This is a genomic window from Klebsiella sp. NPDC088457, from assembly GCF_044900465.1.
Classification (GTDB): Bacteria; Pseudomonadota; Gammaproteobacteria; order Enterobacterales; family Enterobacteriaceae; genus Klebsiella.
Map to the genome: position 1 here is coordinate 104,212 of NZ_JBJDNH010000012.1, position 24,043 is coordinate 128,254.

A 24,043-nucleotide genomic window follows, 5' to 3' on the forward strand; every position below is an offset into this window, starting at 1 on the left:
CGGGTGATGCAAAAGTAGCCGTTTGATTCATAAGGCCATTGACGCGTCACCCACTTAGTTTTAACCTTTTACCCCGTGACTCACATTCGTGAACATGTCCTTTCAGGGCCGATATAGCTCAGTTGGTAGAGCAGCGCATTCGTAATGCGAAGGTCGTAGGTTCGACTCCTATTATCGGCACCATTCAATAAAATCAAAGACTTACGTGATTTTCCCCGTGACCTTTGATCCTGTCTTAACACGTCTAAACGCCTGTGTGATGTATGGGCGGTTATCAGTATACATTGCATGGGCAGGTGTGCGAAGCGTCCAACCTGTAGAAGCATGTGAATCTTGCATGACCACTTGCTTTGTAAAACTGAATCGTGCGAACAGGGCAGCCAGGCCCACACAATATGATAACGAAGCTCTAACGTGATCCCCTTCGTGCGGGGGCTACTTGATCATTCTTGCTGTGAAGCAACACGAGGATCAGGCAGTTCATACCAGATTCATTCGTAAGCCTCTGGGCTTTGTATGGCGCTGTGATGGATGGATAAACAGGCGTAAATGATGGGACACTAACCGGATCGGGAAAGAATCCGGCTCTGCCACGGTAGCGATCACCGGAACACAACGATCACCTGATAAATCACGTAATTGATACATTGCCGGATCTTCTAACGAAGTCGCTACGCTCCCCGTTTTCTTATGTGCCCATCACGGCACGTAAAGGTGAAGTATTACCCAAAGGTTTTGTATTTGTCATTGTTCCTCAACTTTGGATAGCCTCCAGTATCTTGATCCGTATAGAAAATTTGCAAATTGAGGTGAGAATATGGCAAACGCGACCAAAAGCGCCGCGACAAAGCGCAACAACCGTAAGATTCATGCCCGTAAATTTCTGGCAACTCCAGAGGGTAAAGCCTGGTTAGCTCGAAAGCAGGAAGAAGAGGCAGAGATCAAATTAGCCAGAGCTGCTAATGCGATGTTTTGATCTTTTCTGTACGGCGCTAAGATCTTGCAATTGTTCAAAAAATGGCAAGAAACACCTTGACACATTTGTACGGATGTTATTAATTTTGTCGATGAAGATTGATGTATTGCCGCTAACTAAACGACCTAAAAGGAAGTTGATATGAGTCTGCAATTGTTAAGAGAGTCAGTCCAAAGACGAAAACCTATTTCATTCCAATATAACAAGCCTGGAAAGGTAGCTGGTGAAAGAATCGGAAACGTCCATGCTATTTTTATAATGCGCCGTAAAAGTGATGGTGTTGAAACTACAAAGTTGCATATAGTGCAAACTGCTGGTGTAACTGATACCGCGCCTAATTTCCCTGAGTTTAGAACATTTGATATAGAAACTTTATCTAATGTTGTGATTCTTGAGAATGAACCAGAGTTTCCAATTAATGAAAAATATAATCCTGAGTATGACGGATACCAAAATGTCATAGCTAAGGTGTAAAATATGAGTCTTAGCCATTCACATGTGATCGGAAGTGATGGCGTTAATGACCTGGTATTAAATATATCAGGTCTTGATACGCAAGAGAAAAACATAGAAGATATATCAGCATGTTTTTTCGCTCATTGCTCAAATACTGGAGCGCCTCGTTTTACATGTAAACTTAATATTCAGAACCTGCAACAGTTGCACAAATATTTGTCCAGCTATAGCGTAATTGCTGATAACTCATCTGTATCAACTGGAAGATTCGTTGAAGTCAAAGATAATTACAATGAGATAATCAATATACTTGAACATGCTGATAATCACTCTCTGGTTATGGCATTGCAGCATCTTGTTAGCAACAAACTGACAAATAATGATATTAATACAATACTTGGGAGAAAAGAATCACTTTCCGAGTATGAGGATATGCTTGAGCATCCAGAAAATCATACAGAACCTGATTGGCAGCGTTTTTTTGAACGTAATGAATGGATATTCGGGTATGGCTTAAAGTATAAATTTCTTAAGATTTTACAAAGAGAAGCCCATATATCAAAAACTGACTTGAATGGTGGTAATGATGTTATTGCTGATTTTTTAATGTCAGATTCTCGATATACAAAAATAGTTGAACTGAAGACACCAACAACAAAGCTATTCACAAAAAGGCAAGGTCGCTCTGACACATGGTTCCTTTCGAGTGAACTAACCGATGCAGTAAGCCAAATTTTGGCTCAGAAAGCAAACTGGGAAATAGAGAGTCAGACGAAGAACTATACTGCGGATGGTAATTTGATTCATGAGGAGTCTTTCGATACCGAATGTATATTGATTATTGGGTCATTATCATCAATTGATGGTTCGGATAAAGAAAAACTCATTAAGAGAAAGACACTTGAACTTTATAGAAGAAATTTGAAAAATATTGACATCCTCTTTTATGATGAGCTTTTAGAACGTTCAAGATATATTGTGAGAAGTGCTGAAATTATAGAGGATAAATTGGCGAATTCTTTAAATTTACCATGAGTATGATATTGGCGTTCGTTGTGTAAGTCCAACTTTCGCCCATTTCATTTTTTTATTCCTCAAATGTCATCGTGTAGCGGCACTGCTGCGACGGTCTGATCGTCACTGTCTCTGTATAATTTGCGTTGCTATATACGCAGATCTTCGCGTTATCTGTCTCCTGTTCGTCCGTTAAAGTTAATGTGATTCCTGCGTGGCCGAGGGCTGGAAATAATGCCAGCACCAGTAAGCTGTTTTTCATGTGTACCCCCTTATAAGTCCATCTCATTGATCACCCGGCTAACGGCTTGCTTGTCTAAGTCCAGATAGCGCCTGGTGTCAGTGATGTTGCTGTGATTGAGCACGGTCATAGCTAACGCGATGTTGTTTGCTGAACGCTTGTAGATGGCATTGCCGCCAGCTTTGCGGAAGCTGTGCGCCGATACAGTGCCATGAATGCCGATAGCTTTAGCGGCTTCTGCGATCTGCTTACTCACTTCCTCGCGTCGTACAGGTGCTTGCTTGTTCATCGAGCGGTTACGCTGGCTCCTGAACACATGCAAATCATGCGGAAACTCAGCACGGCGACGTGCGATCATCTGCACCACTGGAGCCGGAAGGGTGAGGGCTTTACGCTTCCCTGTCTTCTGCTCTTCAATGTCTATCTCACCGTTGATCACCTCGTCGAAGCGTAACGCGACGGCATCACCCACACGCAGTACGGCGGCTTGCATCATTAACGTAACGTCAGCTATCAGGCTCTTGTTATGTGCGTTGAGCCACTCCCTGATCGCTTTGGCTTGCTGTTCGTCTAACACTACTGCTCTGTTCAATTTACCCTCCTATAAGGTCACACATCTAAATCTATGAAGTAAACAATATGATCAATTTCATCATCTTGCAAGAAAAATGATCAATAAATGATCTGTGTTGTGTGTGGTGGATGGCGCGATTGTGTCCAGTGCTGAACGCAAAGATCAGGCACACCCAGATCGAAATTTGCATAATTACAAAATATCTTCAATAAAATCAATTATTTGGCATTTTTAAACATGTGTTTGCACGTTGCCAAATCATCAGATCGGCACGTAGAGGAGCGGCAAAACTGGAACATCACACTACAGATGGTTGTGTGTGGTTGTTGTCTATCTCATTGATTTTAGGTTGGTAAATGTGGGGTTGTTAGGCGAGAGCGGCGCTAACCTGCCAGTATGCACGGATTATGCAGAGTTTATTCACTTGAAACTGATTACGTGTTGAAATGATTAGAATGATAATTAATTGGCGGTTTTGGCATGGAAAATCGCGATTAAAATAAATTTGATAAAACACAAAAAGTCTTTAAGCAAATTGCACCTGTCATGAAAGTGCTCATAGTGGACAATGATCGCTGGAGCCGCACGGCGTAAGGCTTTTAGGCAAACTGATCAATAGTTTCAATTGTTACTATGGCAACTTTACTCCTGTAACAACGGCAATCTTTACCTGCCAATTACCAGCAGATTAGATGCCTATTTGGTAAGGATAACCCCAGGTTAACCTCGGATTAATCTTAGGTGTTGTTGTATGGATGATTCGAAGTGAGCAGGGCGACGAGCTATCGTTGGGTGAAGGGCTGAAAGTAACGTTTTGGTACTCTCGTAATGCACGGGAAAAACCCGTCTATCGAAATTAGCAGGATGAAGGATACACGGGAAAAACCCGACTGTTCAGAATGGATACACGGGAAAAAACCGAGTATTCGGCAATGATACCAGGGAAAAACCCGTCCAATAGAAAGAGATTTTAGAAATCGATTCTAAAGAAAGAGATTTCTAAAAGATCTGTGTTTTTGCGCTTGTCGCAAGATCTTTTGCCTGGCGTCTATCGCCGTCACTCCTGGCAAGTAACCTCCTTCGCTACCCTGTCGGGCTTCGGGGTTAGCCCCGTTCCGCTCACGACGCAGCAAAGCGTAATCTCTTTACAAGTTGGGATTGTGCCAGGCTTTGGCCTTGACGTGAGTCAGGCACATTATCATTTCGCCGTGGGCGTGATGTAACCATGTACCAACCATCTAACGATAATTGACACATGCTAACCCTACCTAACGACAATTCACCCCTCCTACGTCCTACCGTCCGTAGTTGTGCTCATTCTCGAAGGTAGAGCGGCTAAGGTTCCCTGTTCACCGTGCTACGGTTCCAGTTCACCAGCCAACCTAACCAATCACCAATTAACCCTCAATAACTACCGTTATTCTCGTGCTAAGGCTCTTGGGGTTGGGAATAAGTGCCAGAAGGCGGCAGTGATGCGAATAGAGCGCCTAAGACGCGCTGTAAGCGGTTTTAAGAGGGGAGGTAATGCAATCGTAGCCTGAATGTGTTAGAACGCCGTACAAAGCGTTACAGAAGGTTTTGGCTGGTTGCCCATCGGTGAGCTGCTCGGGTTTGGATCATACCACAGATATCGCTTGACAGATAGCATTTGTTTTTGCTATAAAGAGCACTAATCGCAAAGCAAAAATATAACGCCTTGAAAAAGATCAAAAATTTTTAACAAAATCACCGTTGAGGGGTTGACAGGTAGGTAAGAAAAATGTTATAGTACCCATGTAGCATAAAACTTTATCCACACAATCCAATCAACGCACTTCGAAACCATAAGGTTTGCGAGGTGTTTTTTTATATACGCCAACCATAGGAGGCCACACTGAGATATTTCGACGTTGAAGACACCCTTCAACAATTACGGGACGGTTCAACCACCCGATACCATATCCGAGCATTACGCAACGCTTGCCGCGCTCGCGGATACCATGAAAGGGAAGCCTTTCTCACAGAAGTATTGAAGCGCTGGGATGAAATCCGCACTTCTACCGCTGAATAATAAATTTGAAGGAGGAAATCAGTATGATCGAGAAGAGAACCAAATTACCGCCGTCCACATCGTTAATGATCCCGGATGCGACATTTCAGATTTTATTCAAAGAAGCGAAGCGCCGAAAAATGAGCGTAAGCGCACTCCTTCTTGAAGAATGCCAAAGTCTGGCGATCAAATACTCGAAAGCTGGCGCGTAATAACCACGTACCAGCATTAACACTCATCCCACGAATGAGAAGCGGAGAAAACCAAATGAAGAGCATTCGTAATTTACTGAGCATACACAGGAGCAAACAACAATGGCAAAGAATAACTTTATCGACGGGAAAGTATACAAATACGCCTCAATCGAAGAAGCATTATTATCAGCAACCCGAATTACAAATCTCAAAACAGGCGTGTCAGTAAAGCTAATCGGTAACGCCAAATTAGCATATATGATCCTGCGGAAGAGGTTCCATTTATTCACCGACCAATCAACAGGCAATAAGTATTATACAACTGGTAAGCACTACGACACCATTGAAAGCATCGCTGAGGCAATCGGTGTTTCTGACGTTGGTACAGTGAGCAGTGCAATTGGCAGAATGGAAGCAGCCGGACTGCTCACCAAAAAGAAATTAGGAAAAACTTACGAATGGACTGTTATCGATCTCTCCCCAGAATTATTCCTTCTCGAACGTAACACCGGGACGACAAAAAAGCCTGTCTGGGTGGATTGTCTTAAACATCCAGTGTTCAGCAACGCCAAAGAAGACGTAGCGCCAGAGATACAACGCGAAGAGGCGAAAGCCGATCCGATGTGCGACCTTGACGAAGCACCGGAAGAAGAAGCGCCAACGCCGGAAAAAGTGAAGCCAAAGCCAAAGCCCACGAAGAAACCAGCGCCAAAGAAAACACCAGCCTCACCGCAAGCCATTTCCCCATTCGAGTTTAAAAATCCTCGTGACGAATCAAAGGATTGGCTGCATCTGAAACGGTGCAATGATGGCGATCAGTTTACTGGCTTCAATAATTTTGATTTGCCTTATCTGGCGATGTTCGAGAGTCAGGGCAAGCTAACCAATCCGGCAGCCATAGAACATCTTGAGATGAAAAGAATGTTGTATGAGCGAACCGGGAAACTCTAAGCAACAGGAGAATAATTGAACAATCTTTACTGCCTCAATGAGGCTACCAAGCATCAATTTCAAGTTAATGACGTTTGTTACCGCATCTATAACCACCTCGCCAGCCTTCACCGTGAGAACGGAACATTCCGTTCCAGCGTCAAAACCCTGGCGTCTGCCCTTGGATATTCTGAAAGCGGAATCCGTTATTGGTTATCCCTGATGAAAGATGCAAAGGTGATTACGCTAACGCGTCGTGGTGGATATTACGATTTTGATGTGTCTCACAACGTTTCATTCATCACCTCGAATAATTAACGAGGTGCAATGAGTAAGAAAGAACGGAATAACATTCTACGAATCGGCAAAGCAGCACAAAAACAGCAACAGCGATTATTAATCACTTCCCTCGAAGAAATCCCCGGCACTTTGATAGAACACGTTGAATTAGTGGATTCACCCCCGCCAGACGGTGAAACGTGGGCGGCGATGAATGACATTCTTTCTTCGTGTCCGGGTGTTTATTACAAACCCCGTAAACGCAAAGTTTACACCTGGGACGATAGCCAGCTAAAAAAATGGCAGATGTTAGGCTTCACCTCTTTACGCCATTATCTCACATATAACGCAATGAACAACACCGTGGCGGGAGCCAGGGATTTTGATGAACTATTTAACATCGGAGACAGTTACAAAGAATAATGCATACACAGACAACACAAACTAAAAGATTCGCGCAACACGTTAAGTGCTGCCAATGGTATTACGAAGAGATAAACCTCATCACCAATGACGCTTATCTAACCGATGAAGAAAAATTAGCGGCGCTTGATGAACTGGAAGACAAGATATTGACCCTCGCAACGCCATTTCTGGCAGTGGCTACCACAATTAAAGCCAATAAGGAACGAATGACCCAATGATTGACATTGATGATGCTCTGGACGAATTCCATCAACAGCTACATATGCCGCTGCTTGCAGCAGTGAACGCCGTATACAAGGCAAGCCCTGAGAGCAAGCCTGAGAGCCTCTCTGACGCTGTAAGGCTGTGTCATATGTCAGCAGTGGCGCTGGAGGGGATTATCCTCTCTGTGGAGGGTACAGAGAGCCTACGGGAGGATCAGGAGCTAATAGATGATGTAACACAGTTGGCGCTGTCCCTGGCAGCGTGTAAGGACGAACTGAGCAATCTGTTACAAAGTTACAGTGAATAAATATGCAATTAAAATGAATAAAACGCTTGCAATATTGTCACTTTTATGTTATATTGGTAATAGGACCTGAATAAACGTATCGAATCACGTTTATCTCCCTTGTACGTCAATACGACTTGCAAACACTATCCCATAGTGTGTGCTCTCCCTGAGAATGCCGTTTCCCATAGGCGGCGCTCTCTCCCTCTGAATATTCTCTCTGAAAGCTGGTTGTTTTCCTTTGTTGTGTTTAGTTCCAAAGGGTGGCGCGGGCGTTCCCACTTGTGTCGGGTGGTAACGAACAATCACCGCGCACATTCTCTTTCAGAGAGCATATTCCGTGCTCTAAGCCTTATAACCTCCGTTAGGGATTATAAGCGGTCAGACTGAATAAACGCCGTCAGTGGTATTTACGTTCAGGCTGGCAATCTTCTATTAATAACACTCCCGAAGTGTCAGCGATAGATAATGAAAGCCTCATTTATTCCAGGGCGCTGCAACACGCTTTTAAATGAGGAGCAATGACGGGCGATCCTACCTCTGTTATTCGTAACAGTTGCGCCCTTCATTTTATTCAAGAAGGTATTCTTTAACATCTTCCCTCCTGAAAATGTTAAACAATGCCTCTCTAACAAGGTATTCCTCCAGGGGCTTGATCGCCCCTTTTTTATAGTCTGCATGTAACACTTTCGTTATTAACGGCAGACACAACGCGAAGGAAACGAATAATGTTTCTATTAAACAATCGCGATCGAATCCTAAAATACAAAGATGAAGTGATTCTGTGTAACCCTGAATTAATAGCTAAAGTGGCTGACATGGCAGGATGCACCGTAGAAGAAATTGAAAAAGCTGTAGAACAGTATTTCCCTTCGGAGAACACTACTCCTAATAAATTAAGTATTCAGGAACGGATCGCCAATATAGTAAAGGACTCAACCAAACAATGATTATTGATCTTGATACGCTGTTCCCACAGCGCCTATCACCAACTGATATTGTCAGTTATGCCACAGACACTTTCGCCTCTGTGGAAAGCAAGATTTTTGCCTCTCTTCCTGCTGATGTTGAATGCGGCGATGTAGTGAACGCTTCTGGGGCTTTATACACCTCCGGCGCGGATGCCTTTGTGGTGATGAGTGAATTTGTCACTGCCGGATCGAATAAAGCTGTAAACGTCCTACGCTCTCCGGCGCGTGGCTCTCTTGTCTGCATCAAATCGGACAACCTCACCGCTGCTGATGGCGCACATGCTGCCGCTGTAGCTGCTCTGGCTGCTCAAGGCTTCCAGATGCGCGAATTCTTCACCAGTTAATCAAGGAAGGAAAATAATAACATGGCTATTTTAGGTCAAAACTACGTGGATCTTTCTCCACTGTTCAATCTGAACCCAACACGTAACTATCTGCTGGCCTCGCTGGGGCTATTCGATGGTGTGGGCGTTTCTTCTCATAAAGTGGCGGTGAGCCGTCTTGTTGAAGATAACCGCTCCCTTTACAACGAACCTACGGCGCGTTTCTCAAGCGAGCATAACGTGACAGCGCGGCAGAACGGGAAAGAATATCTGATCGAGCTTCCGTATTTCCTACGTGAAGACCAGATCACTCCGGCAGACATTCAGGGCAAGCGCAAACCTGGCACTGACACACAAGAAACCCTCACCGATTTATTCACTGATTACACGCACAAGCACAGCGTAGCGTTTATGCGTACTCGTGAGAGCTATCTTGCACGTTCTCTGTTCTCCGGCACGGTGAACACTCCGAAAACTGATGATGTGCTGATCGACTTTGGCGACCTGTTCGGCGTAGCGCCAATGACAGCCACGCTTGATCTTACTGCTACTGACAGCAGCACCCTACGCGCTATTGACGATATGGTGAGCCAGATCACCGAAGCGGCTCAGGGTATGGCGGCACAAGTGGAACGAATCATCGTTTTCGCTAAAGGCTCATTCTATAGCGATCTGCGTTTCAGTCCTGCAATGGAAGCGGCTTTCCGCTACGTGTCTCCACTGGATGAAAGCAACGTTGTTTATCAGCGTCGTGACCTTCTGCCAGGCGTGAGCACTTTCAGTATTCCAGGCTCAAACGTCGATGTGATCAAAGTGACTGACCCACTGTTACTTGCACAGATGGGTGATGCTGATGCTATCGCTATCCCGCAATTTGCGGCTGGCTCGAACGTTTACCAGAACATCTACGGCGCTCCATCGAGCAACTTTGAACTTCTGGACGCTACCCCAGCAGAAACCTATAGCTGGAGCTATGAAAGCGAACGTGGCGACGTGGTGAACGTGATCAACGAACATTCGTCGTTGCCTGTGAATAACGGGTTGGGCTTCTCTGTTCACATCAAAGCCTCAGAATAATGAGCAAAGCGGGAGCCTGACCCGCTGGAAATAATCAGGCGTTTTAATGAGGGATGCTTACTAACCCACAGCGCAATTGTGGCTCTGGTGGCATCCCTTTTTTGTTTCCATAAAACAAGAGGAAAAACCAAATGGAGATGATTTTAAAATCAAGTCGTGGCTTGCACGTCCGACTGAAAGCAGACGATGCAGAGGGGCTGCTCAAAGTTAGCCAGCTTTGCGAGCTATTAGAGATTTCTTATACGGGCGTTAGAGCGCGTATTTTCCGTGGTGAAACCGTTGAACAAGCAATTCATCACTTCTTGGATCAGAAAGGCGGTGGTGATGCTTGAGATTAATACCAGTAAGATCGTTAACACCGTAACTTTCACCGTAGATAAAAGCAGTATTGCTGATGCGAAGAAAGCCGCCGATGACCTGCAACGCCATTTTAAAAAACTGGAGAATCCGAAAATTCGTTTCCAGGCTCAGAAACAACGCCGACAATCAGCACGTGAAAAAGTGGCTGATGCTAAAGCTGCCTCTCCTAAATCGTCCAATGACTTGAAGCAGCAACGCCAGGCAGAAAAGGCAGGGAAAGCGCAAGCCAGGGAAGCGGCGAAAATTGCCAAACGTAATGAAATGGCAGAAATCAAATTTAAATCGGCTGGTTTACAGCTTCGCGGGATCGCGAGTAAGTACGGAATTGATCCCGCTAAACAGTATGCGGCTCTTAAAATCATTCAACAAGAAACAGAAGCCTTTAAAATGGGGCTAATTTCGAGTCAACGAATGAACTTTACTATACGGCAGCGCATAACGGACTTGCGTAGGGAAGCGGCTTTACAGGCCAAAATCACCGCATCCACTCAAGCACAAGCGGCAGCACTCAAACACGCCAAACGCACGGACTACAGAGGCGCGGCGGCTGGTATCAAAGAGAAGGGGCTGAACGTGATCGGCGGTGGTGCTCCTCTGATCGGGGCTACTGCTGCCCTTGCTGGCGGCGCTGGTGTCCTGTCTCGTATCCGTGACAAAGGGAATGAGAATCTGGAGCTTGTGCGTATGTCCGAGCGTACCAAACTGAATCCAAATGCGGTGAAAGCGATTGTAGCTTGGGGCCAACAACACGGCGTGGACAGTGCCAGCGTTGACAAGATCACGGATGGCTTCGGGAAAGATACCCGCGAGAAAATCAGTGAAACCCTGATGAACAGCAAATTCGATCAGAAGAGTGGGCAATGGAAAGGCGGGAATACGAACATCGAGGAAATTTTAAACAAGTTTGGTTGGGGCAAAGGTGCTATTGCCAAATATGAAGACAACCCACTCGATTTTCTACAGTCAACTGTTAACGAAGGGCAAAGACGCGGATATTCAGACGGGGAGATTGCTCACCTGCTGGAGAATATTTTCGATGATGGGGCGCACTACCTCGACCTGTTCAAGAATAACGGCGAGCAGTTTATTTCGACTCTGAAAAAGCTGGTTGACTCTGGTCAGACGCTGAACGACGAACAGATTCGCCAGGTATCCGCTTATGGCGACCTTTCTGTGGCAATGGGTAATCTGATGAATGGCGTTGATAACAGTCTGTTCACGGGCTTTATGAAAGGCTTCGCTGATGGTGGCGACGACCTCGTGAAGAACACCAAAGTGATCACCGAATCTGCTGGAATGCTCGGAGAGGGATTAGGCGATTTAGCTAAACAGGTGACGGGCTTCGTTGGTGAGATTTCCGGCGTAATCTCCGATCTGAATGCTGGGCTTCGTGCTCGTTTCCCTCAATGGTTCACTGAGAGCGATAAGCCAGCGGCCCAGGCTCTCTACGATGGTGCTGTGGGTGGATCTGCTAATGCCACGGCTGATTGGATTAAATCTAAGACGGGCGTGGACACTCGCGACTTTGGCCCTGCGATCATGGATTGGTTGGGCGTTGGCGGTGGTAATGCTGGAACAGCGGCTAATCAATACAGCCTATCTGGTAACTCTCTGCGTGATTCTGCTATGTCACTAACCAGCGGCAATGCGCCAGCGTACAGCCTTGCACCAGTGTTTAACTTAAACCTTGAGGCATCTGTCCCGATCAGCATCGCCAGCGATACGAGCAGACTTTCTGATTATATCGATTTCCAGGCTCGCGCATCACAAGCCAGTTTCGAACAATCGCTAACGCTGCAAATGTCATCCGGTCAATCTTCGACGGGCGGCTAATGCCAAAACAAAGGGAGGGGGAACTTAACGTTCCTCCTCCTTTTTTCATGCTCATTTCACGTAGTGAATCATTTCGATGTAGCCTTGTAACTCCTGGACAATCTGCCCCGCTACGCTCTTGGAATATGTCTTGAAAGACTCCGTTTCTCCTCTGGCATGACCAACTAAAAGCGCAAGACGATTCTCCGGCACCTGGTGAGAGTCCAGCTTCGTGATCACGGCATGTCTGAAACTGTGGAACACCTTGTTTTCACTGTCTGGCAGAATGTCACGCTTCAACACTCCAAAGCGGTTTACATGCCATCCTGATCGCTTCTGGTCTGCCCGTTTGGTGATGCTGGCACGGTAGAACAAAAAGCCGCTGTGCGGAGTATCACGACGCTCTAACACCATCGGCAGAATTTTAGAGGCAATAGGAACAATCCTAAGACCGTTCACCGTCTTACTTTCCAGCACTTGGAAGCACATCGCCCCGTTAATATTGACGATGTGATCCGGCTGCAAGTTGCAGATTTCCCCGATCCTCATCCCGCTATAGGCGGCAATAGTGGCAACGTCGAATAACTCCACCTCTCCGGCTTCTTGTAAGCCTCTAAGCAGGGCGATCACTTCGTCATCGGTGAATGCCTCGTAACTGGTGCGGCTCTTTGCTGTGTGGAGCTTATGACCTCGGAACGGGTTTTTCTCAAGCGGCGGCGCGTCGTGGTAACGGGTAGCGGCAAGATCGAGGATACACGCCATTGAAGAGAGGAAATTAGCCTGTGTTTGAACGGCTCTACCATTCTCTTTCATAGCGTCGATCCATCCGGTGATGGTTGTCCTGGTTATGTCGTTTAACGCAATGTCAGAACGCTTTAGATAATCGAGAAACACCGTAACGGCTCGTTTATCCTTTGACAGTGTGCCAATCTTCTTAACGTCTGCATTCTGCAACAGATATACATCCAGCATCTTGACCAGGGAAGGGCAGGAGGGAGCGAGCTTGTTAGCCTTGTTACTATTGGGTTCTGTGGTAGGTTCCTGCCTGTCTCTTGTTCCTCCACTTTGTGCCACTGGTGACGCTCTGGCATACTTCGCCACGCTCTGGAGATAGCGGATCGTGTCCTGGATGCTGTCCGGCTTTGGCGGTGCGGCTAACTCTCTCACCCGCTCATATTCAACAACAATTGCATCCCGCTTGCGTCGTGCCACACGGAGATCGCTTGTCTTGAGGCTACGGACAAGAGTTTTCTTTCCTCCGAAAGCGTCATGCAAATACGCCGGGAGCACTATCCGGCAGTAATACACGCCGTAACTGTCTACCGTTAGATACCTATCATCTTTGTTTACTTTCATGATTTCCCCGTCTAAAGTGTCGGGGCGTTTATTCTGCTAAGAATGAATGGCCTTTAAGAAAGTGTGAAATAGCTCAAAAATCATTCGGTTGCGAAGGTCGGCAGGTGATGACCAGACACGAAATTTATTGAGTGTTCGACTCCTATTATCGGCACCATCTAGTAAAAATCCTTATAAATCAATAAGTTAGACTTAAAAATTTGCCTTTTATTCATCTATAAGAATCGGTAAATCATCCCTCATAACTGCCGTTATGGTTGATATGGCAATTGGGAATGTTAACTGTAACGGCCTGTAGTTGTACAGCTCGAACAGGTACAAGCTCAACTCGAAGCCTATGACGTTGCCAGCGTCTCTAATCAATCCCAACACTTTTAACCGTTCCACACTTAGCGCGGTGTCCCGTAACAGCCTGTCGTGATGACACGCCACGGATAAACGAGCAAATGATGGGAATCCTAACCAGTCCGGGAAAGGGGCTGGCTCTCTCGTGGTGTTCACCGTGCCATAAACGAACGGTACTCGATAAGAGAACGGTTAACTGAAAGATGCGCATAAGGCGCTTGTTATGGTGTCCCATCACGGCGCTAAATGGCTGCTATTGTCTTGAAATCACTCATGCCGATTCAATCAGGTGAGCCAATGCCAGCAATCTCACGCGCTGCTCTGATAATCCGCCCAATTTGTAACGTCCCGCAAGTTCATAACCTACTCTGTCCAGCTTCTGTAGCATTGGGACAGGAATATTCAGGGCGAGATTTTGAGTTAACGGAATTGCATCCCCTTGAGACTTCAGAGGATTACACGGATAAAGCGTCATTCAAACCTCCTGAGCATCTCACCGATTGCCAGTGTTAAACGCTGGTCTTCTGATACCACACCTTGACCAATCTGTTCAGAAAGCTTTTCCAGCTTTGTGATAAGTGATGGATGCAGCGTCATCAAAAGATTTAAAATTACTTTCTGACCATGTTCATTGAAGAGATGATTCATTTACAGCCCTCCCATCGACTGAGCAACTTCAGCCGCTTCTGAGGCTGCTGTTATGGCTTTGTTTCGTTTTGTCTGTGCTTCGAGGATTCGTACAGTTGCATCACGCTGCAAGCGGGTGACCTTTGAAGAAGCCGCTTTCAGAATCCCGTCACAGAACGCTTTATGCTGGTTACTCATAGCGCTGGTGGCCTTAACGTAATCAGCGGGATTGATACCTATAGCTTCACAGAAGGGCTGTACAGCGTCGATGGCAGTCACTGTATGACGTTGATTAACTGAGCCTGTAAAGCAGCAATCTGAGCCTTGTAGGCGGCCTCAGTGACTTTGTTAGTCATTACCCACCTCATCGGCGACAATCACAGACAGATAGGATTCAAGCGGTTTAATTCCCGATAACGCTTCTTCAGCCTGTTTCACCAATACGTTGTGAGCATGGATAGCCTTATTTACCTTATTCGCTTTCTCAGTGATTCCTGCATCAACAAATTTCTCAGCGGCTTTCTTACATGCCTTTTCAATCTCAGCAAGCGGGTTATGTTTTGGTGACTGCTGTAATGGTACAAACTTGATAAATCCAGCGCCCATCTCATACACAACGTAATTCTCATTCATCATGTTTTGGATAACAGTCTGTACCATCGCTGGGTGTGTAACCTGTCGGATTCGGAACCCGTAATCTTCGACTGGCTGAGACATTAGTTGCTTAGTCTTGATAGCAATAAGAGTATCTTTATTCAGGCTGTCTGCGTTGTAAATATCCTTTGCATCTTCGATATTTTCCAGTGCAGTTTTAATTTTGGGGATGAAATGTGATTCGATTTCAATTCGTTTCTGTGTAGGACTATTCATTATTAACGCTCTCGTGAAATTCAGATACAAAAATACACCACACAGGCCGTCTTTTACGTAACCCGTGTAGTGTCATCTGGAATGTGTAAGGGGGTTGGCTGACCTGTCCCCGAGGAAGGGATGCAACAGGAAAGCCATTAATTTGTCAGGAAATCAATCCAATACAAAAATGTTAACATATTGTTAAATTCTGTCAAGGGGTTTCAGTTTCTGACAGATAGCTTTAATGATTTCGTACCGTCTGGTTTTAGTCATCATACGAGGTGGGGTGTAATCGGTGGGGGATGTAATTCCTGTTAATTCGGAAAGAACCTTATATTGCATGTAGAACCGATGTGCCTTTTCAGCTACGACAGTAAAGTATTTCTTTCTTTTTTTCATTCATGTTAATACCCCTGAAACAGGAAAGGCCACCCCCCATGATAAAACCTAAGAAAGTGACCTTCCAGCTATTCTCATCTATCTAAGACCCTGTTGACCGATTTTGATAAATGAGCATTACTGTATTATTATCATACGAAACTGTGTTTTTGTCCAGTGGTATTTTGTTATTAAAGCAATTGATGAATGGTTATTATTGGCGGGAGGGATGGGATTGCAGAAATACATATTTAGCACTTTTTGCTATTGACGGATTTTTTACGATTGATATAATGCATTAAGACCTTTACAGATTATCTTTAAAGTTTTCTGATTATCACTAATTGAATACTACAATAAGAAAATGGCTTACGCCAAAAGCCATTAAAATCTTATTATCTCTTCAAAGATACTTAATCAATACCTTTAAAGATTACTGTTAAGATGTGGAATCACCAATCAAGGAATTATCCTTTCAACATTCGCATGGCTTCGCGTTGTCATGCTTCTTGCTTTCGCCTTGTAATCCATTCAGATAGCCTATCAGAACCCCTGTATGCCATTCTGAAGCGTTCCTAATATCAACCATACATTCTCCCCTCAAGCCCCCTAACAATCCCTCAGAAAGCGCTAAAATAGCTCAGGTTGCAATTGCATCAAACCATTACTTTTGATATAATAATCAACCTGTTAGAGATGAGTTACCTTTGAGTCGTGGGAATATCTGGTGTCGTTGCTTAAGCCCCCGTTGAGTCGGGATAGCTTGAGAGTTCAACTAGTCCAGACATATCTAAAGAGATTTATCAAATGGCAGACATTCACAATAAGAGTGAATACTAAACAACCCCAAATTGTTGAGTCACCTCACCCTACAGCAATATTGTGAATTGCAACTTTTCAGACCTTCCCATCTGTTAAGCCATAGACAATCCATCACGGTGAAAAGGGTTCCTTCCCATCAAGCGTTAATCGCTGGTGGGCTGAATGATTTTCCACACCGGAGACTGGAAGAATGATACCTACTGTACAGACATCAAACCGATTTATGTTTCTTACCGGAAACGAAGACTTCACCATCCGAAAAACTGCTGCGGCAAAGATTGCCAGGGCACGCGGTCAGCGTTTCTTTGTTCACATGTGCAAGAGACATGGTGCTAGTGAACATTATTCAAGCTGCATGGCTTGTGTTGAATGCCAGAAACAATGGTACAGGGATAACGGTAAGCGTAAGCCGGATCCAGAAATCAAACCTTTTAGCTCTGCCTATACAATTGCAGCGGTATTTTTCAAAGGTATTAGGCTGTGAGTAGATGATACATCCCTCCCTGCGAAAACAAAGAGGGAGGGCAAGATTACTTAATCACAACTTTAACTTCTTTTTCCTGCCAGCTTGATTTGTTAAATGACTGACCGTAAATGAGTTTTAGTGTGCTTTCCCCTTTCTTTTCACCAATGAAGTGAAGCACTTCTTCACCACCGCACCCTACAGCACCTTTCGGACAGTCTTTTGACTGCTCATATCCCCCAGAAACGAAAATTAATCCATCAGGAAGGTCTTTAATCATCCAGCCGTAACCCGTAGTCGGATTGGACTCAAGGGATAGTTTGACATCTTTCCCGACTTCACCTGTTACAGTGGTGGTTTCATTTGCAGCATTGGCAGTTATAGCAGCAGACATGATAACTCCGAAAACAACAGCTTTAACTTTATTCATGTTTATTCTTCCTTTTCACATATCAATCGACCGAAAATCCAGTGATGAAGCAATATCTGGTTTTTCCATCTGCATGAATGAATCATGACAGACTATGAATACATCTCGAATGGCATTAATCTTATTTTTCCCCAAATTGGGTAAGGTCGTTTGATAGTCCAATATTCATACATGATGGAACATATCTGTGAAGGTCTGGAAGATTTGATGAGCAGATGAATACGTGTTTAGTAGGCGAACCTGACAAGGTAGCGTTTCAGCCACAAAAAATGAACATATCTGCAACTAAATCAATCAAAAAGCCCCGCACAAAGCAGGGCGTGAGTCTTCACCAGTTAAATTAAGCTAATTCTTTGAGGCTCTTACTGACCTTTGCCACAGTTGCCCGCGAACAAGCCACTGTTTCCATTACGTCAGTGTAGGACATACCAGCCTGTAACAGCTTGGCTATTCTCTCATTGCGCTGTGTATCCTCTGGACGGCCTTTGTATTTTCCGTCTGATTTGGCCTTTACAATGCCCTGAGCCTGTCTTCTCTTGCGGTCTGTATAGTCTTTACGGGCGATTGCAGCCAGCATGTCCAGCATCATCCCGTTTAACGCCTCAAGCATCCTGCTGGTGAACTCATCCCCTGACTGAATAAGCTGGTGGCTTGTTGGCAAGTCTAAGGCAACCACTCTCACACCTTTCTCATTAATCAGTGACCGTAACTTGTTCCAGTCTTCACCGCTCAAACGTGACAGGCGGTCTACCTGCTCCACTAAGAGAACATCTCCCTTCTGCGCAATATCCAGCAATCTGAACAACTCAGGACGCTTTAGAGATGCACCAGATTCATTCTCGGTGAAGTAGCTTGAAATAGTCATACCGTTGGCTTTAGCGAACTCATCCAACTGACCTTTGGCGCGTGTTGCGTCTTGCTGAGTGGTGGAAGCTCTGAGATAAGCGTAGACACGTGAAGTCATGATAGTGAACCGTGGCAGTCTGTTTAAGATGGTTCAATTATATCAGTCTGTTTTGTGTGGTTCAATAAATCATTTTTGGGGTTCACCAGTTCATTAAATCGGTGCTTGTTAAGGTATACCTAAACCAGACTGGAAACAGTGTGTAAATTACCAGTAAGTTCACTGTAATCACCAAAGAACAGAAAAATGGCCTGAGGTCAGGGTTGGCAAGCCATCGAAGAAGAAACCATGGGGTGTAAGAAATCTGTTAATCACTGTTAAAAAAATGAATAACCACTCATATTGGCCAGTAATTTCGGGATTTAAATGCATAACTATGCAATGCTTGGAAATAAAAAAGAAAGGCCGTCTAGTCTGACGGCAACCTTAATCATCCGGCTGTTGTCCCTGAAATTACAGCCCTGTTTTTGATATTGTTAATTATATTCTTGTTTTTCTTTGAGTTATTCATATAAACATTTTTGTTGATAATTTTCAGTGTCGATGAAAGCTCATTGATAAGCAAATCCATTTCTTTGTGTCTGCTGATATTCGTGGTAACGCCATAATCAAGTTCTTGGTTGTACGACTCACGGATGTCCTTAACAAGGGATAAGGCATTTGATATGGTTTCCATGAGGATTTTATTTCGCTCTTCCTGATACTCTACGACATAGCCAGCAATCTCTAACTCTTCATCACTGAATAGGCTGGAAAGCTCATCTTTGATACTGTTCAGTGAGCGGCTGTCTGAAACATTATTGAAGCCATTAACTAATTTTATGACCTCAAATACTCTATTCCTCCAGAAGTCAGTCTCTTTCTGTACACTCTCTCGCTGCTCTTCTAGATTTTTTATCGAGGATTCAATCTCATGCCTTCTATTTTCCCCTTGCTCTTCTAATTTTTTTATTGCGGATTCAATTTCGTATTTTCTCTTTTCCAATTGCTTGAGGTTTTCTTCAATTGTTTTGGTGTCGAGAACTTCTCTTTTCTGTTTTTCTTGCTCCTGAATGACCTTTGTATGCTCCTTTTCCTCAGCAAGCTCTTGGGCTTTATTTGCCTCAACTTTCTTTTCGGCTATAGCAATATCATCATCATATTTATCTATGATTTTTTGTTTCAGGTCTTCTCGTTGTTTTTTATCTGCGCGTTTATGGGCTGCGGAAAGCCATTGTTTCAAATAGGGTGATATAATAGCCAGGAAAACGCCTAGTATTAAAGGTGCAACAAGAAAATGAACATAAAACCAATCCTGAGATATAATGTCGGTTATTCGCTCTTCTACTGTTTTCTTGCTCATAAACAACTTTGCGATGTTCTGCCAGTTGAACCCTATCCATGATAGTAATATATAACCCCATAACGGGTTGGACAGCCTCTCTTTGAGAGCCAGAGTTACCGACTCCTTCAAACCATCATCCATTGTTCAGTCTCCATATATGATTATATGTTTGGTAAATGATATTCCACTGCAAAAGCAACGTAAAATTCTTTCGTCAAATTGACTGTGAACGTTTGAGGCTGGGACATCAAGCCGCCAATACAAGGATAGACGGCTGAAGGTCAAGTTACAGGTCAAAATTGACCTTTTCCACGTACTGAGCAAGCTCTTTGAGTGAAGCCCCTTGACTGTAAGTCTTGAAAGACTCTGTGCTCCCCCTCTCGTGACCTACAAGAAGCGCTATCCGGTCTTCAGGCACTTTGAGACGGTCAAGTTCAGTGATGAACATACCACGCAATGAGTGAAAGACCCTCCTCTCTGTTTCCTTCTCGCCTAAAGCCTTTCTCTTTGCTCTGGTGAATTGCTGTGTATGCCATGTAGAGCGCTTACCATCAGCCCTGTCTGTTAACGCTGCATGTCTGAAAAGAAACTTATCCGTATGGTTTTGAATCAGCGTGTCAATAAGTCCGTTAATTGAAGGATGAATGGGAACCAATCGGGCAGCATTCTTTGTTTTGCCTTTTGAGATGTGTAAGCACCTTACGTTTTCCTCTGTCACAACATCATCAGTGGTAAGGCTACAAATTTCATTCAATCTCATCCCTGAATAAAGGCCAATTAAAGTAACCTGTTTCATCTCCTCATTGAGTAACCTAAAGACTTTGCTTAACTCAGAAATAAGGAAAGGTTCATAACTATCATGTGAACTTTTGGCCTCTAACCTGTGCCCTCTGAAGGGATTATCTTTAGGTGCATCGTGATAACGATTCTTTGCAAAATCGAATAGTTGAGCCAGTGCGCTTATATAGTTTTGTAGCGTTTGAGTTGCTTTCTCTTTTTTCAATTGGTCAAGCCATCCGGTTACTACCGTTCTGTTAATATCCTGAAGCTGTGAATCACGCTGTTTAATGTGAGAAAGAATTAACTCAACGGCTTTAGTTATCTTTGATAGCGTTGTTAGTTTGCGTTTATCGCTATATTGCAGCAGATAAAGGTCACGTATTTGTATTAGTGTAGGACAGCGCTCGATATTAGCCCCGTAATTCACTGGTGATTCCTTTGCAAAGTTGCTGATACCACGTAGTTCATTGATTATCTGCTCAACCTTTGAGCCGTTTTGTTTTGGCTTAAGCTGTTCCCTTAGCTTGATGAACTCTACCGCTATAGCATCCCTGAAAAGCCTTGCTTGCCTGATATCTTTGGTGGCTGTGGATTTCATGTAGTAGCGCTTACCGTTGAAGTAAGGCTTCATGTAGGACGGTATAACGATTCGCACCATGTAAACCCCGCAATGGTCGAGAATCAGATATCTGTCACGCTTGTAAGTCATGTAAACCCCTGATATTTTGTCGGGGCAGTTTCAGGGTTGATATATACCTTTTGTTGCTGGTGAAAAGTCTAATTAACTAAGTTTAATCAATCAGTTAGCTAGGATTTGTAGATAATTCATTAGAGTCTGCGAAGGTCGTAGGTTCGACTCCTATTATCGCACTCACACAAAAAATCCCATAAAAAACAATCAGTTACAGAGAGCTTCGATCTCAAGCTACGATCTTTTTTTAAGGGATTCTATGACCAACAGTTGCCGCTATGGTTAACAGTGGCTATTCAGGGATGTTAGCACGTAGCGGCCTGTAGTTGTAAAGCTCGAACAGATACAAAGCGTGAACAGTCCACACGAACCGCTATTAACTCGAAGCCAATGACGCAGCCAGCGTCTCTAAACCATCCCGAAGCAGATTGATCACACACATTTAAGCCCGATGTGTGGCCCTATCAGCCACGTAAACAGGTGAATAGTGGTAATGCCCCGGTAGCTACAGATCCGGCTCTGCCAGCGTTTCGCTCACGCTCCGAAAGGTACACGAGCCCCCTGATAAGGTGCGATCCTTCTGACAATCTGATGAAGTCGCTACGCTCCGCTTGTCTCCTTACCACTAACGGGGCTTTATGGCTGCTATTGTCTGAAATCTGATAAATAGCAGAAACATCATGCGATCGTTAATCTTATATCGTCGCAATGTCTTGGCACCACCCAGAATATAAGAAAGGGGAGATGGAGTCTGCCGAAAAGTTTCGGCTGGATTGCTGTAAAGTTCATCAGTATGATTGCTTGCACAATCAGCGATTGAGAAAAAACTTCTGGGAGATAAGGAACAAGACGGTATGAAAGTGACTGATGAGGCTTTGTTACGTTCAGGGTTTACGCAGCCCGAATTGCAGAAGATAAAAAGCAATATTGAAAAATATGGAGGAACGCTTGGAGAGGCCATAAATGACCTCGCCAGGCGATTTGTTACCTTGGCGGGAGTGGTGGCTGTATGCACCTTTATCCTATTGCTACTTATCGTCTTCAGCTCACCTGATAGAGCAGTTGCATGGGGGCTGGCGATGATCTTTGGGGTTGCCATTATGTCCTTCGCACAGCCGCCGGTAATTTCCTATAAATCCTGGCGTTACCGAAAAACTATCAAGGATTAACTGGTTCCATTTTCTGTTGTCAGTAGGTCGAAAATCACTTTTGCTTTAACACCATAACCGACAATCTTCATTGTTAGTTTAGGAGTGCTCATTGTGCTGACTTTGCGATAGTAATCGTGTGGAAGCCAGCGGAATAACCTCCAGGCTCCAGTCTTTCGAGCGAGTCCTACAATGCTGTATACACTGGCACCAAGAGTAATACCATTATAGAGAGCCAAGCCCATGTTAGGATTAAATCCCATGAACTGGGCAGTATGCATCGCGGAGTCAGCAATTATACCTTGCGAGGGTTTATGTCCTGCTGGCTGATCAAAGTTGAGCACTTCTTTCGTTAATCCGTTCATTCCATCGGCAATCAGGACTGCCCCAGCCAGCATACCAATCGGCCCCATAGTGGATAACATCATAAAGCCACCAAAGAGAACCACGCCTGATAGCACCACATTTACAGCGGATATAACATAACCAACGATTTTATTATTTTCTCGAACAAATTCTATCTTTGCATAAAGTTGTGCGGCTCTGGTCCTTAACAGGCGATCTTGTTCTTGCAGATTATCCGTTTCGGCACGCAGATTTTTGATGCATGTAATGCATTCTTCGTCTGTTTTGGCTCGTCGTGCTGCCGCGAACTCCTTTTCTACGACCTGCTTTATCTCTTCGACAAACTTGATACGTGTAAGACCATCTTGCAAATAGAATGCTGACAGCCGATTTGCTGTTTCGACGAGTTTCCGGGCTTCAAGATTCACCATGGTATCTGACCATGTTCTGTTCCAGCCCCTGTTGAGCAGCGCGATATCCATTAAAGACTCCTTCCCAAAATGGGTCTGGTCATTTTACGTGCAATAAGGTCGAAGACAACAGGAAATACTTTCACAACCCGCCCCCGTGGGGGTCCCATCTCTTTATCCTCCCAGTTTACATCCTCATGCTGAAAATACCCCTGGCTCTACGTTCTCACTACTGAGCAGATAAATATCACTATCGCCCAAAATTGCAGCAAATATAAAATATCAGACCGATTCTTGATAGTCTCGAAAGGACTTCCTTTTGAGACACCCTGCCAACTAAGGGCTGATTGTAACCATATGAGCAATCAATTATCTTAAAAGCCACTTCATAACCCCTAACACAGACGGTAAGAGCATGTTACATACAGCTGACCCTGACCCGAAATCCTGCTCCATTCAGAAACAGAATGTTCCCGTTTGGGTTAAAGATGCCAACGTGGATTGGCGGTTATGCCCCATAGACTGTAAAGCGTAGGATGGTGAGGAAGATTGGAACATGGGTAGGGCGAACTATCCCCCTGATAGGTGAGGTGATTCTTGTGGCTGACGTGTCACAGATCATCTACAACTCGATCGCTGAATACAACACCATTGCACGGGGTGATGATAAGTTATGGTAGACGATATCGAAAAACGAGTGAGCGAGATGTTCTCTATCCGTGGTGGTACTTACCTGTTCAGAAAAAAGAAATTCGACACCTACACGCCAGAATCGAGTATTCATTTCGATGTGCAGCTTGATCAGGATGATGTTGAAGAGTTGGTGGAAGACTTCTCAAAAGAGTTCAACGTTGATATGTCGGATTTCCATCTTGAAACCTACTATCCCGAAGTAAAATTTTCATGGAACCCGTTCAAAAATGTCAACGACGGTTAAAAAGTGATCCACTTACATCTCCACCGACGGTCTAATATTGATCCACCGTTTTACTCAGGATTAGCTTCAGCGATAACCC

Annotated in this window: 29 protein-coding genes, 1 tRNA gene and 1 pseudogene; 19 read left to right on the forward strand and 12 right to left on the reverse strand. The window is 44.5% G+C overall.

Annotated elements, in window-relative coordinates:
- Window positions 1-107: 107 nt before the first annotated feature.
- The 4 genes from ACI2JR_RS10005 to ACI2JR_RS10020 all read left to right on the forward strand — a co-directional run bounded on the left by ACI2JR_RS10005 (window position 108) and on the right by ACI2JR_RS10020 (window position 2,467).
- Window positions 108-183, forward strand: a tRNA-Thr gene (locus tag ACI2JR_RS10005).
- A gap of 634 nt (window positions 184-817) precedes the next feature.
- Window positions 818-976: a hypothetical protein gene (locus ACI2JR_RS10010; protein WP_167351071.1), complete on the forward strand. Its 159-nt coding sequence runs from the start codon at window positions 818-820 to the stop codon at window positions 974-976.
- 141 nt (window positions 977-1,117) lie between these two features.
- Complete coding sequence (locus ACI2JR_RS10015; protein WP_064549253.1) at window positions 1,118-1,450, forward strand: hypothetical protein; 333 nt, start codon at window positions 1,118-1,120, stop codon at window positions 1,448-1,450.
- A 3-nt stretch (window positions 1,451-1,453) separates the two neighbouring features.
- Window positions 1,454-2,467, forward strand: a complete 1,014-nt coding sequence (locus ACI2JR_RS10020) for a Shedu immune nuclease family protein (RefSeq protein ID WP_462478448.1) — start codon at window positions 1,454-1,456, stop codon at window positions 2,465-2,467.
- A 52-nt stretch (window positions 2,468-2,519) separates the two neighbouring features.
- Here ACI2JR_RS10020 and ACI2JR_RS10025 read toward each other — a convergent pair whose 3' ends face one another.
- On the reverse strand, window positions 2,520-2,708 hold the full coding sequence (locus ACI2JR_RS10025) for a hypothetical protein (protein WP_462478449.1): 189 nt from the start codon (window positions 2,706-2,708) through the stop codon (window positions 2,520-2,522).
- A 10-nt stretch (window positions 2,709-2,718) separates the two neighbouring features.
- Entirely contained in the window at window positions 2,719-3,279 is a 561-nt protein-coding gene (locus ACI2JR_RS10030; protein ID WP_462478450.1) for a tyrosine-type recombinase/integrase, read from the reverse strand.
- A gap of 2,055 nt (window positions 3,280-5,334) precedes the next feature.
- Between ACI2JR_RS10030 and ACI2JR_RS10035 the strand changes: the two genes are divergently transcribed.
- The 11 genes from ACI2JR_RS10035 (at window position 5,335) to ACI2JR_RS10085 (ending at window position 12,173) form a co-directional block, all read left to right on the forward strand.
- Window positions 5,335-5,502: a hypothetical protein gene (locus ACI2JR_RS10035; RefSeq protein ID WP_462478451.1), complete on the forward strand. Its 168-nt coding sequence runs from the start codon at window positions 5,335-5,337 to the stop codon at window positions 5,500-5,502.
- Window positions 5,503-5,604: 102 nt separating this feature from the next.
- The gene (locus tag ACI2JR_RS10040; RefSeq protein WP_462478452.1) at window positions 5,605-6,435 is read left to right on the forward strand and encodes a DUF6945 domain-containing protein; all 831 of its coding nucleotides are present in this window, start codon (window positions 5,605-5,607) and stop codon (window positions 6,433-6,435) included.
- A gap of 15 nt (window positions 6,436-6,450) precedes the next feature.
- Complete coding sequence (locus ACI2JR_RS10045) at window positions 6,451-6,732, forward strand: hypothetical protein (RefSeq protein WP_462478453.1); 282 nt, start codon at window positions 6,451-6,453, stop codon at window positions 6,730-6,732.
- A 9-nt stretch (window positions 6,733-6,741) separates the two neighbouring features.
- Window positions 6,742-7,116, forward strand: coding sequence for a hypothetical protein (locus ACI2JR_RS10050; RefSeq protein WP_462478454.1), 375 nt, complete (start codon window positions 6,742-6,744; stop codon window positions 7,114-7,116).
- A complete protein-coding gene (locus tag ACI2JR_RS10055) occupies window positions 7,116-7,337 on the forward strand; it encodes a hypothetical protein (protein WP_462478455.1) in 222 nt (73 codons plus the stop codon). Before ACI2JR_RS10050 ends, ACI2JR_RS10055 begins: the two co-directional genes overlap by 1 nt.
- Complete coding sequence (locus ACI2JR_RS10060; RefSeq protein WP_462478456.1) at window positions 7,334-7,630, forward strand: hypothetical protein; 297 nt, start codon at window positions 7,334-7,336, stop codon at window positions 7,628-7,630. Before ACI2JR_RS10055 ends, ACI2JR_RS10060 begins: the two co-directional genes overlap by 4 nt.
- A gap of 707 nt (window positions 7,631-8,337) precedes the next feature.
- Window positions 8,338-8,559, forward strand: coding sequence for a hypothetical protein (locus tag ACI2JR_RS10065; protein WP_462478457.1), 222 nt, complete (start codon window positions 8,338-8,340; stop codon window positions 8,557-8,559).
- On the forward strand, window positions 8,556-8,924 hold the full coding sequence (locus tag ACI2JR_RS10070) for a hypothetical protein (protein ID WP_462478458.1): 369 nt from the start codon (window positions 8,556-8,558) through the stop codon (window positions 8,922-8,924). The genes ACI2JR_RS10065 and ACI2JR_RS10070 overlap by 4 nt, the downstream gene beginning before the upstream one ends.
- A 21-nt stretch (window positions 8,925-8,945) precedes the next feature.
- Entirely contained in the window at window positions 8,946-9,980 is a 1,035-nt protein-coding gene (locus tag ACI2JR_RS10075) for a major capsid protein (RefSeq protein WP_462478459.1), read from the forward strand.
- Window positions 9,981-10,111: 131 nt separating this feature from the next.
- Entirely contained in the window at window positions 10,112-10,312 is a 201-nt protein-coding gene (locus ACI2JR_RS10080; protein ID WP_462478460.1) for a hypothetical protein, read from the forward strand.
- On the forward strand, window positions 10,305-12,173 hold the full coding sequence (locus tag ACI2JR_RS10085) for a hypothetical protein (protein ID WP_462478461.1): 1,869 nt from the start codon (window positions 10,305-10,307) through the stop codon (window positions 12,171-12,173). The genes ACI2JR_RS10080 and ACI2JR_RS10085 overlap by 8 nt, the downstream gene beginning before the upstream one ends.
- Window positions 12,174-12,224: 51 nt before the next feature.
- On the opposite strand, the gene ACI2JR_RS10090 is transcribed toward ACI2JR_RS10085, so the two are convergent.
- The 5 genes from ACI2JR_RS10090 to ACI2JR_RS10110 form a co-directional block, all read right to left on the reverse strand.
- Window positions 12,225-13,508 carry a DUF6538 domain-containing protein gene (locus tag ACI2JR_RS10090; protein WP_462478462.1) on the reverse strand — a complete coding sequence of 428 codons (1,284 nt, stop codon included), beginning with the start codon at window positions 13,506-13,508 and terminating at the stop codon, window positions 12,225-12,227.
- A 616-nt stretch (window positions 13,509-14,124) separates the two neighbouring features.
- Window positions 14,125-14,328: a hypothetical protein gene (locus ACI2JR_RS10095; RefSeq protein ID WP_012542743.1), complete on the reverse strand. Its 204-nt coding sequence runs from the start codon at window positions 14,326-14,328 to the stop codon at window positions 14,125-14,127.
- Entirely contained in the window at window positions 14,325-14,501 is a 177-nt protein-coding gene (locus tag ACI2JR_RS10100; RefSeq protein WP_462478463.1) for a hypothetical protein, read from the reverse strand. Before ACI2JR_RS10100 ends, ACI2JR_RS10095 begins: the two co-directional genes overlap by 4 nt.
- Complete coding sequence (locus ACI2JR_RS10105; protein WP_462478464.1) at window positions 14,502-14,678, reverse strand: hypothetical protein; 177 nt, start codon at window positions 14,676-14,678, stop codon at window positions 14,502-14,504.
- A gap of 150 nt (window positions 14,679-14,828) precedes the next feature.
- Window positions 14,829-15,350, reverse strand: a complete 522-nt coding sequence (locus ACI2JR_RS10110; protein WP_462478465.1) for a hypothetical protein — start codon at window positions 15,348-15,350, stop codon at window positions 14,829-14,831.
- 1,372 nt (window positions 15,351-16,722) lie between these two features.
- Between ACI2JR_RS10110 and ACI2JR_RS10115 the strand changes: the two genes are divergently transcribed.
- Window positions 16,723-17,016: a hypothetical protein gene (locus tag ACI2JR_RS10115; protein ID WP_462478466.1), complete on the forward strand. Its 294-nt coding sequence runs from the start codon at window positions 16,723-16,725 to the stop codon at window positions 17,014-17,016.
- A 46-nt stretch (window positions 17,017-17,062) separates the two neighbouring features.
- On the opposite strand, the gene ACI2JR_RS10120 is transcribed toward ACI2JR_RS10115, so the two are convergent.
- The 4 genes from ACI2JR_RS10120 to ACI2JR_RS10135 form a co-directional block, all read right to left on the reverse strand.
- Complete coding sequence (locus ACI2JR_RS10120; RefSeq protein WP_080923728.1) at window positions 17,063-17,425, reverse strand: protease inhibitor I42 family protein; 363 nt, start codon at window positions 17,423-17,425, stop codon at window positions 17,063-17,065.
- Between the two features lie 340 nt (window positions 17,426-17,765).
- The gene (locus ACI2JR_RS10125) at window positions 17,766-18,389 is read right to left on the reverse strand and encodes a recombinase family protein (protein WP_462478467.1); all 624 of its coding nucleotides are present in this window, start codon (window positions 18,387-18,389) and stop codon (window positions 17,766-17,768) included.
- Between the two features lie 370 nt (window positions 18,390-18,759).
- The gene (locus tag ACI2JR_RS10130) at window positions 18,760-19,794 is read right to left on the reverse strand and encodes an Atg14 domain-containing protein (protein ID WP_032414561.1); all 1,035 of its coding nucleotides are present in this window, start codon (window positions 19,792-19,794) and stop codon (window positions 18,760-18,762) included.
- A 145-nt stretch (window positions 19,795-19,939) separates the two neighbouring features.
- A complete protein-coding gene (locus ACI2JR_RS10135; RefSeq protein ID WP_462478468.1) occupies window positions 19,940-21,142 on the reverse strand; it encodes a tyrosine-type recombinase/integrase in 1,203 nt (400 codons plus the stop codon).
- A gap of 836 nt (window positions 21,143-21,978) precedes the next feature.
- Between ACI2JR_RS10135 and ACI2JR_RS10140 the strand changes: the two genes are divergently transcribed.
- On the forward strand, window positions 21,979-22,293 hold the full coding sequence (locus tag ACI2JR_RS10140; RefSeq protein WP_132728262.1) for a hypothetical protein: 315 nt from the start codon (window positions 21,979-21,981) through the stop codon (window positions 22,291-22,293).
- Here the strand turns inward: ACI2JR_RS10140 and ACI2JR_RS10145 are convergent.
- Window positions 22,290-23,099, reverse strand: coding sequence for a DUF4225 domain-containing protein (locus ACI2JR_RS10145; protein ID WP_462478469.1), 810 nt, complete (start codon window positions 23,097-23,099; stop codon window positions 22,290-22,292). The genes ACI2JR_RS10140 and ACI2JR_RS10145 overlap by 4 nt on opposite strands.
- 383 nt (window positions 23,100-23,482) lie before the next feature.
- Between ACI2JR_RS10145 and ACI2JR_RS10150 the strand changes: the two are divergent.
- A pseudogene (locus ACI2JR_RS10150) lies at window positions 23,483-23,707 on the forward strand (STM2901 family protein); the annotation flags it as partial.
- A complete protein-coding gene (locus ACI2JR_RS10155; RefSeq protein ID WP_462478470.1) occupies window positions 23,701-23,964 on the forward strand; it encodes a DUF1493 family protein in 264 nt (87 codons plus the stop codon). The pseudogene ACI2JR_RS10150 and the gene ACI2JR_RS10155, both read left to right, overlap by 7 nt.
- Window positions 23,965-24,043: the final 79 nt, after the last annotated feature.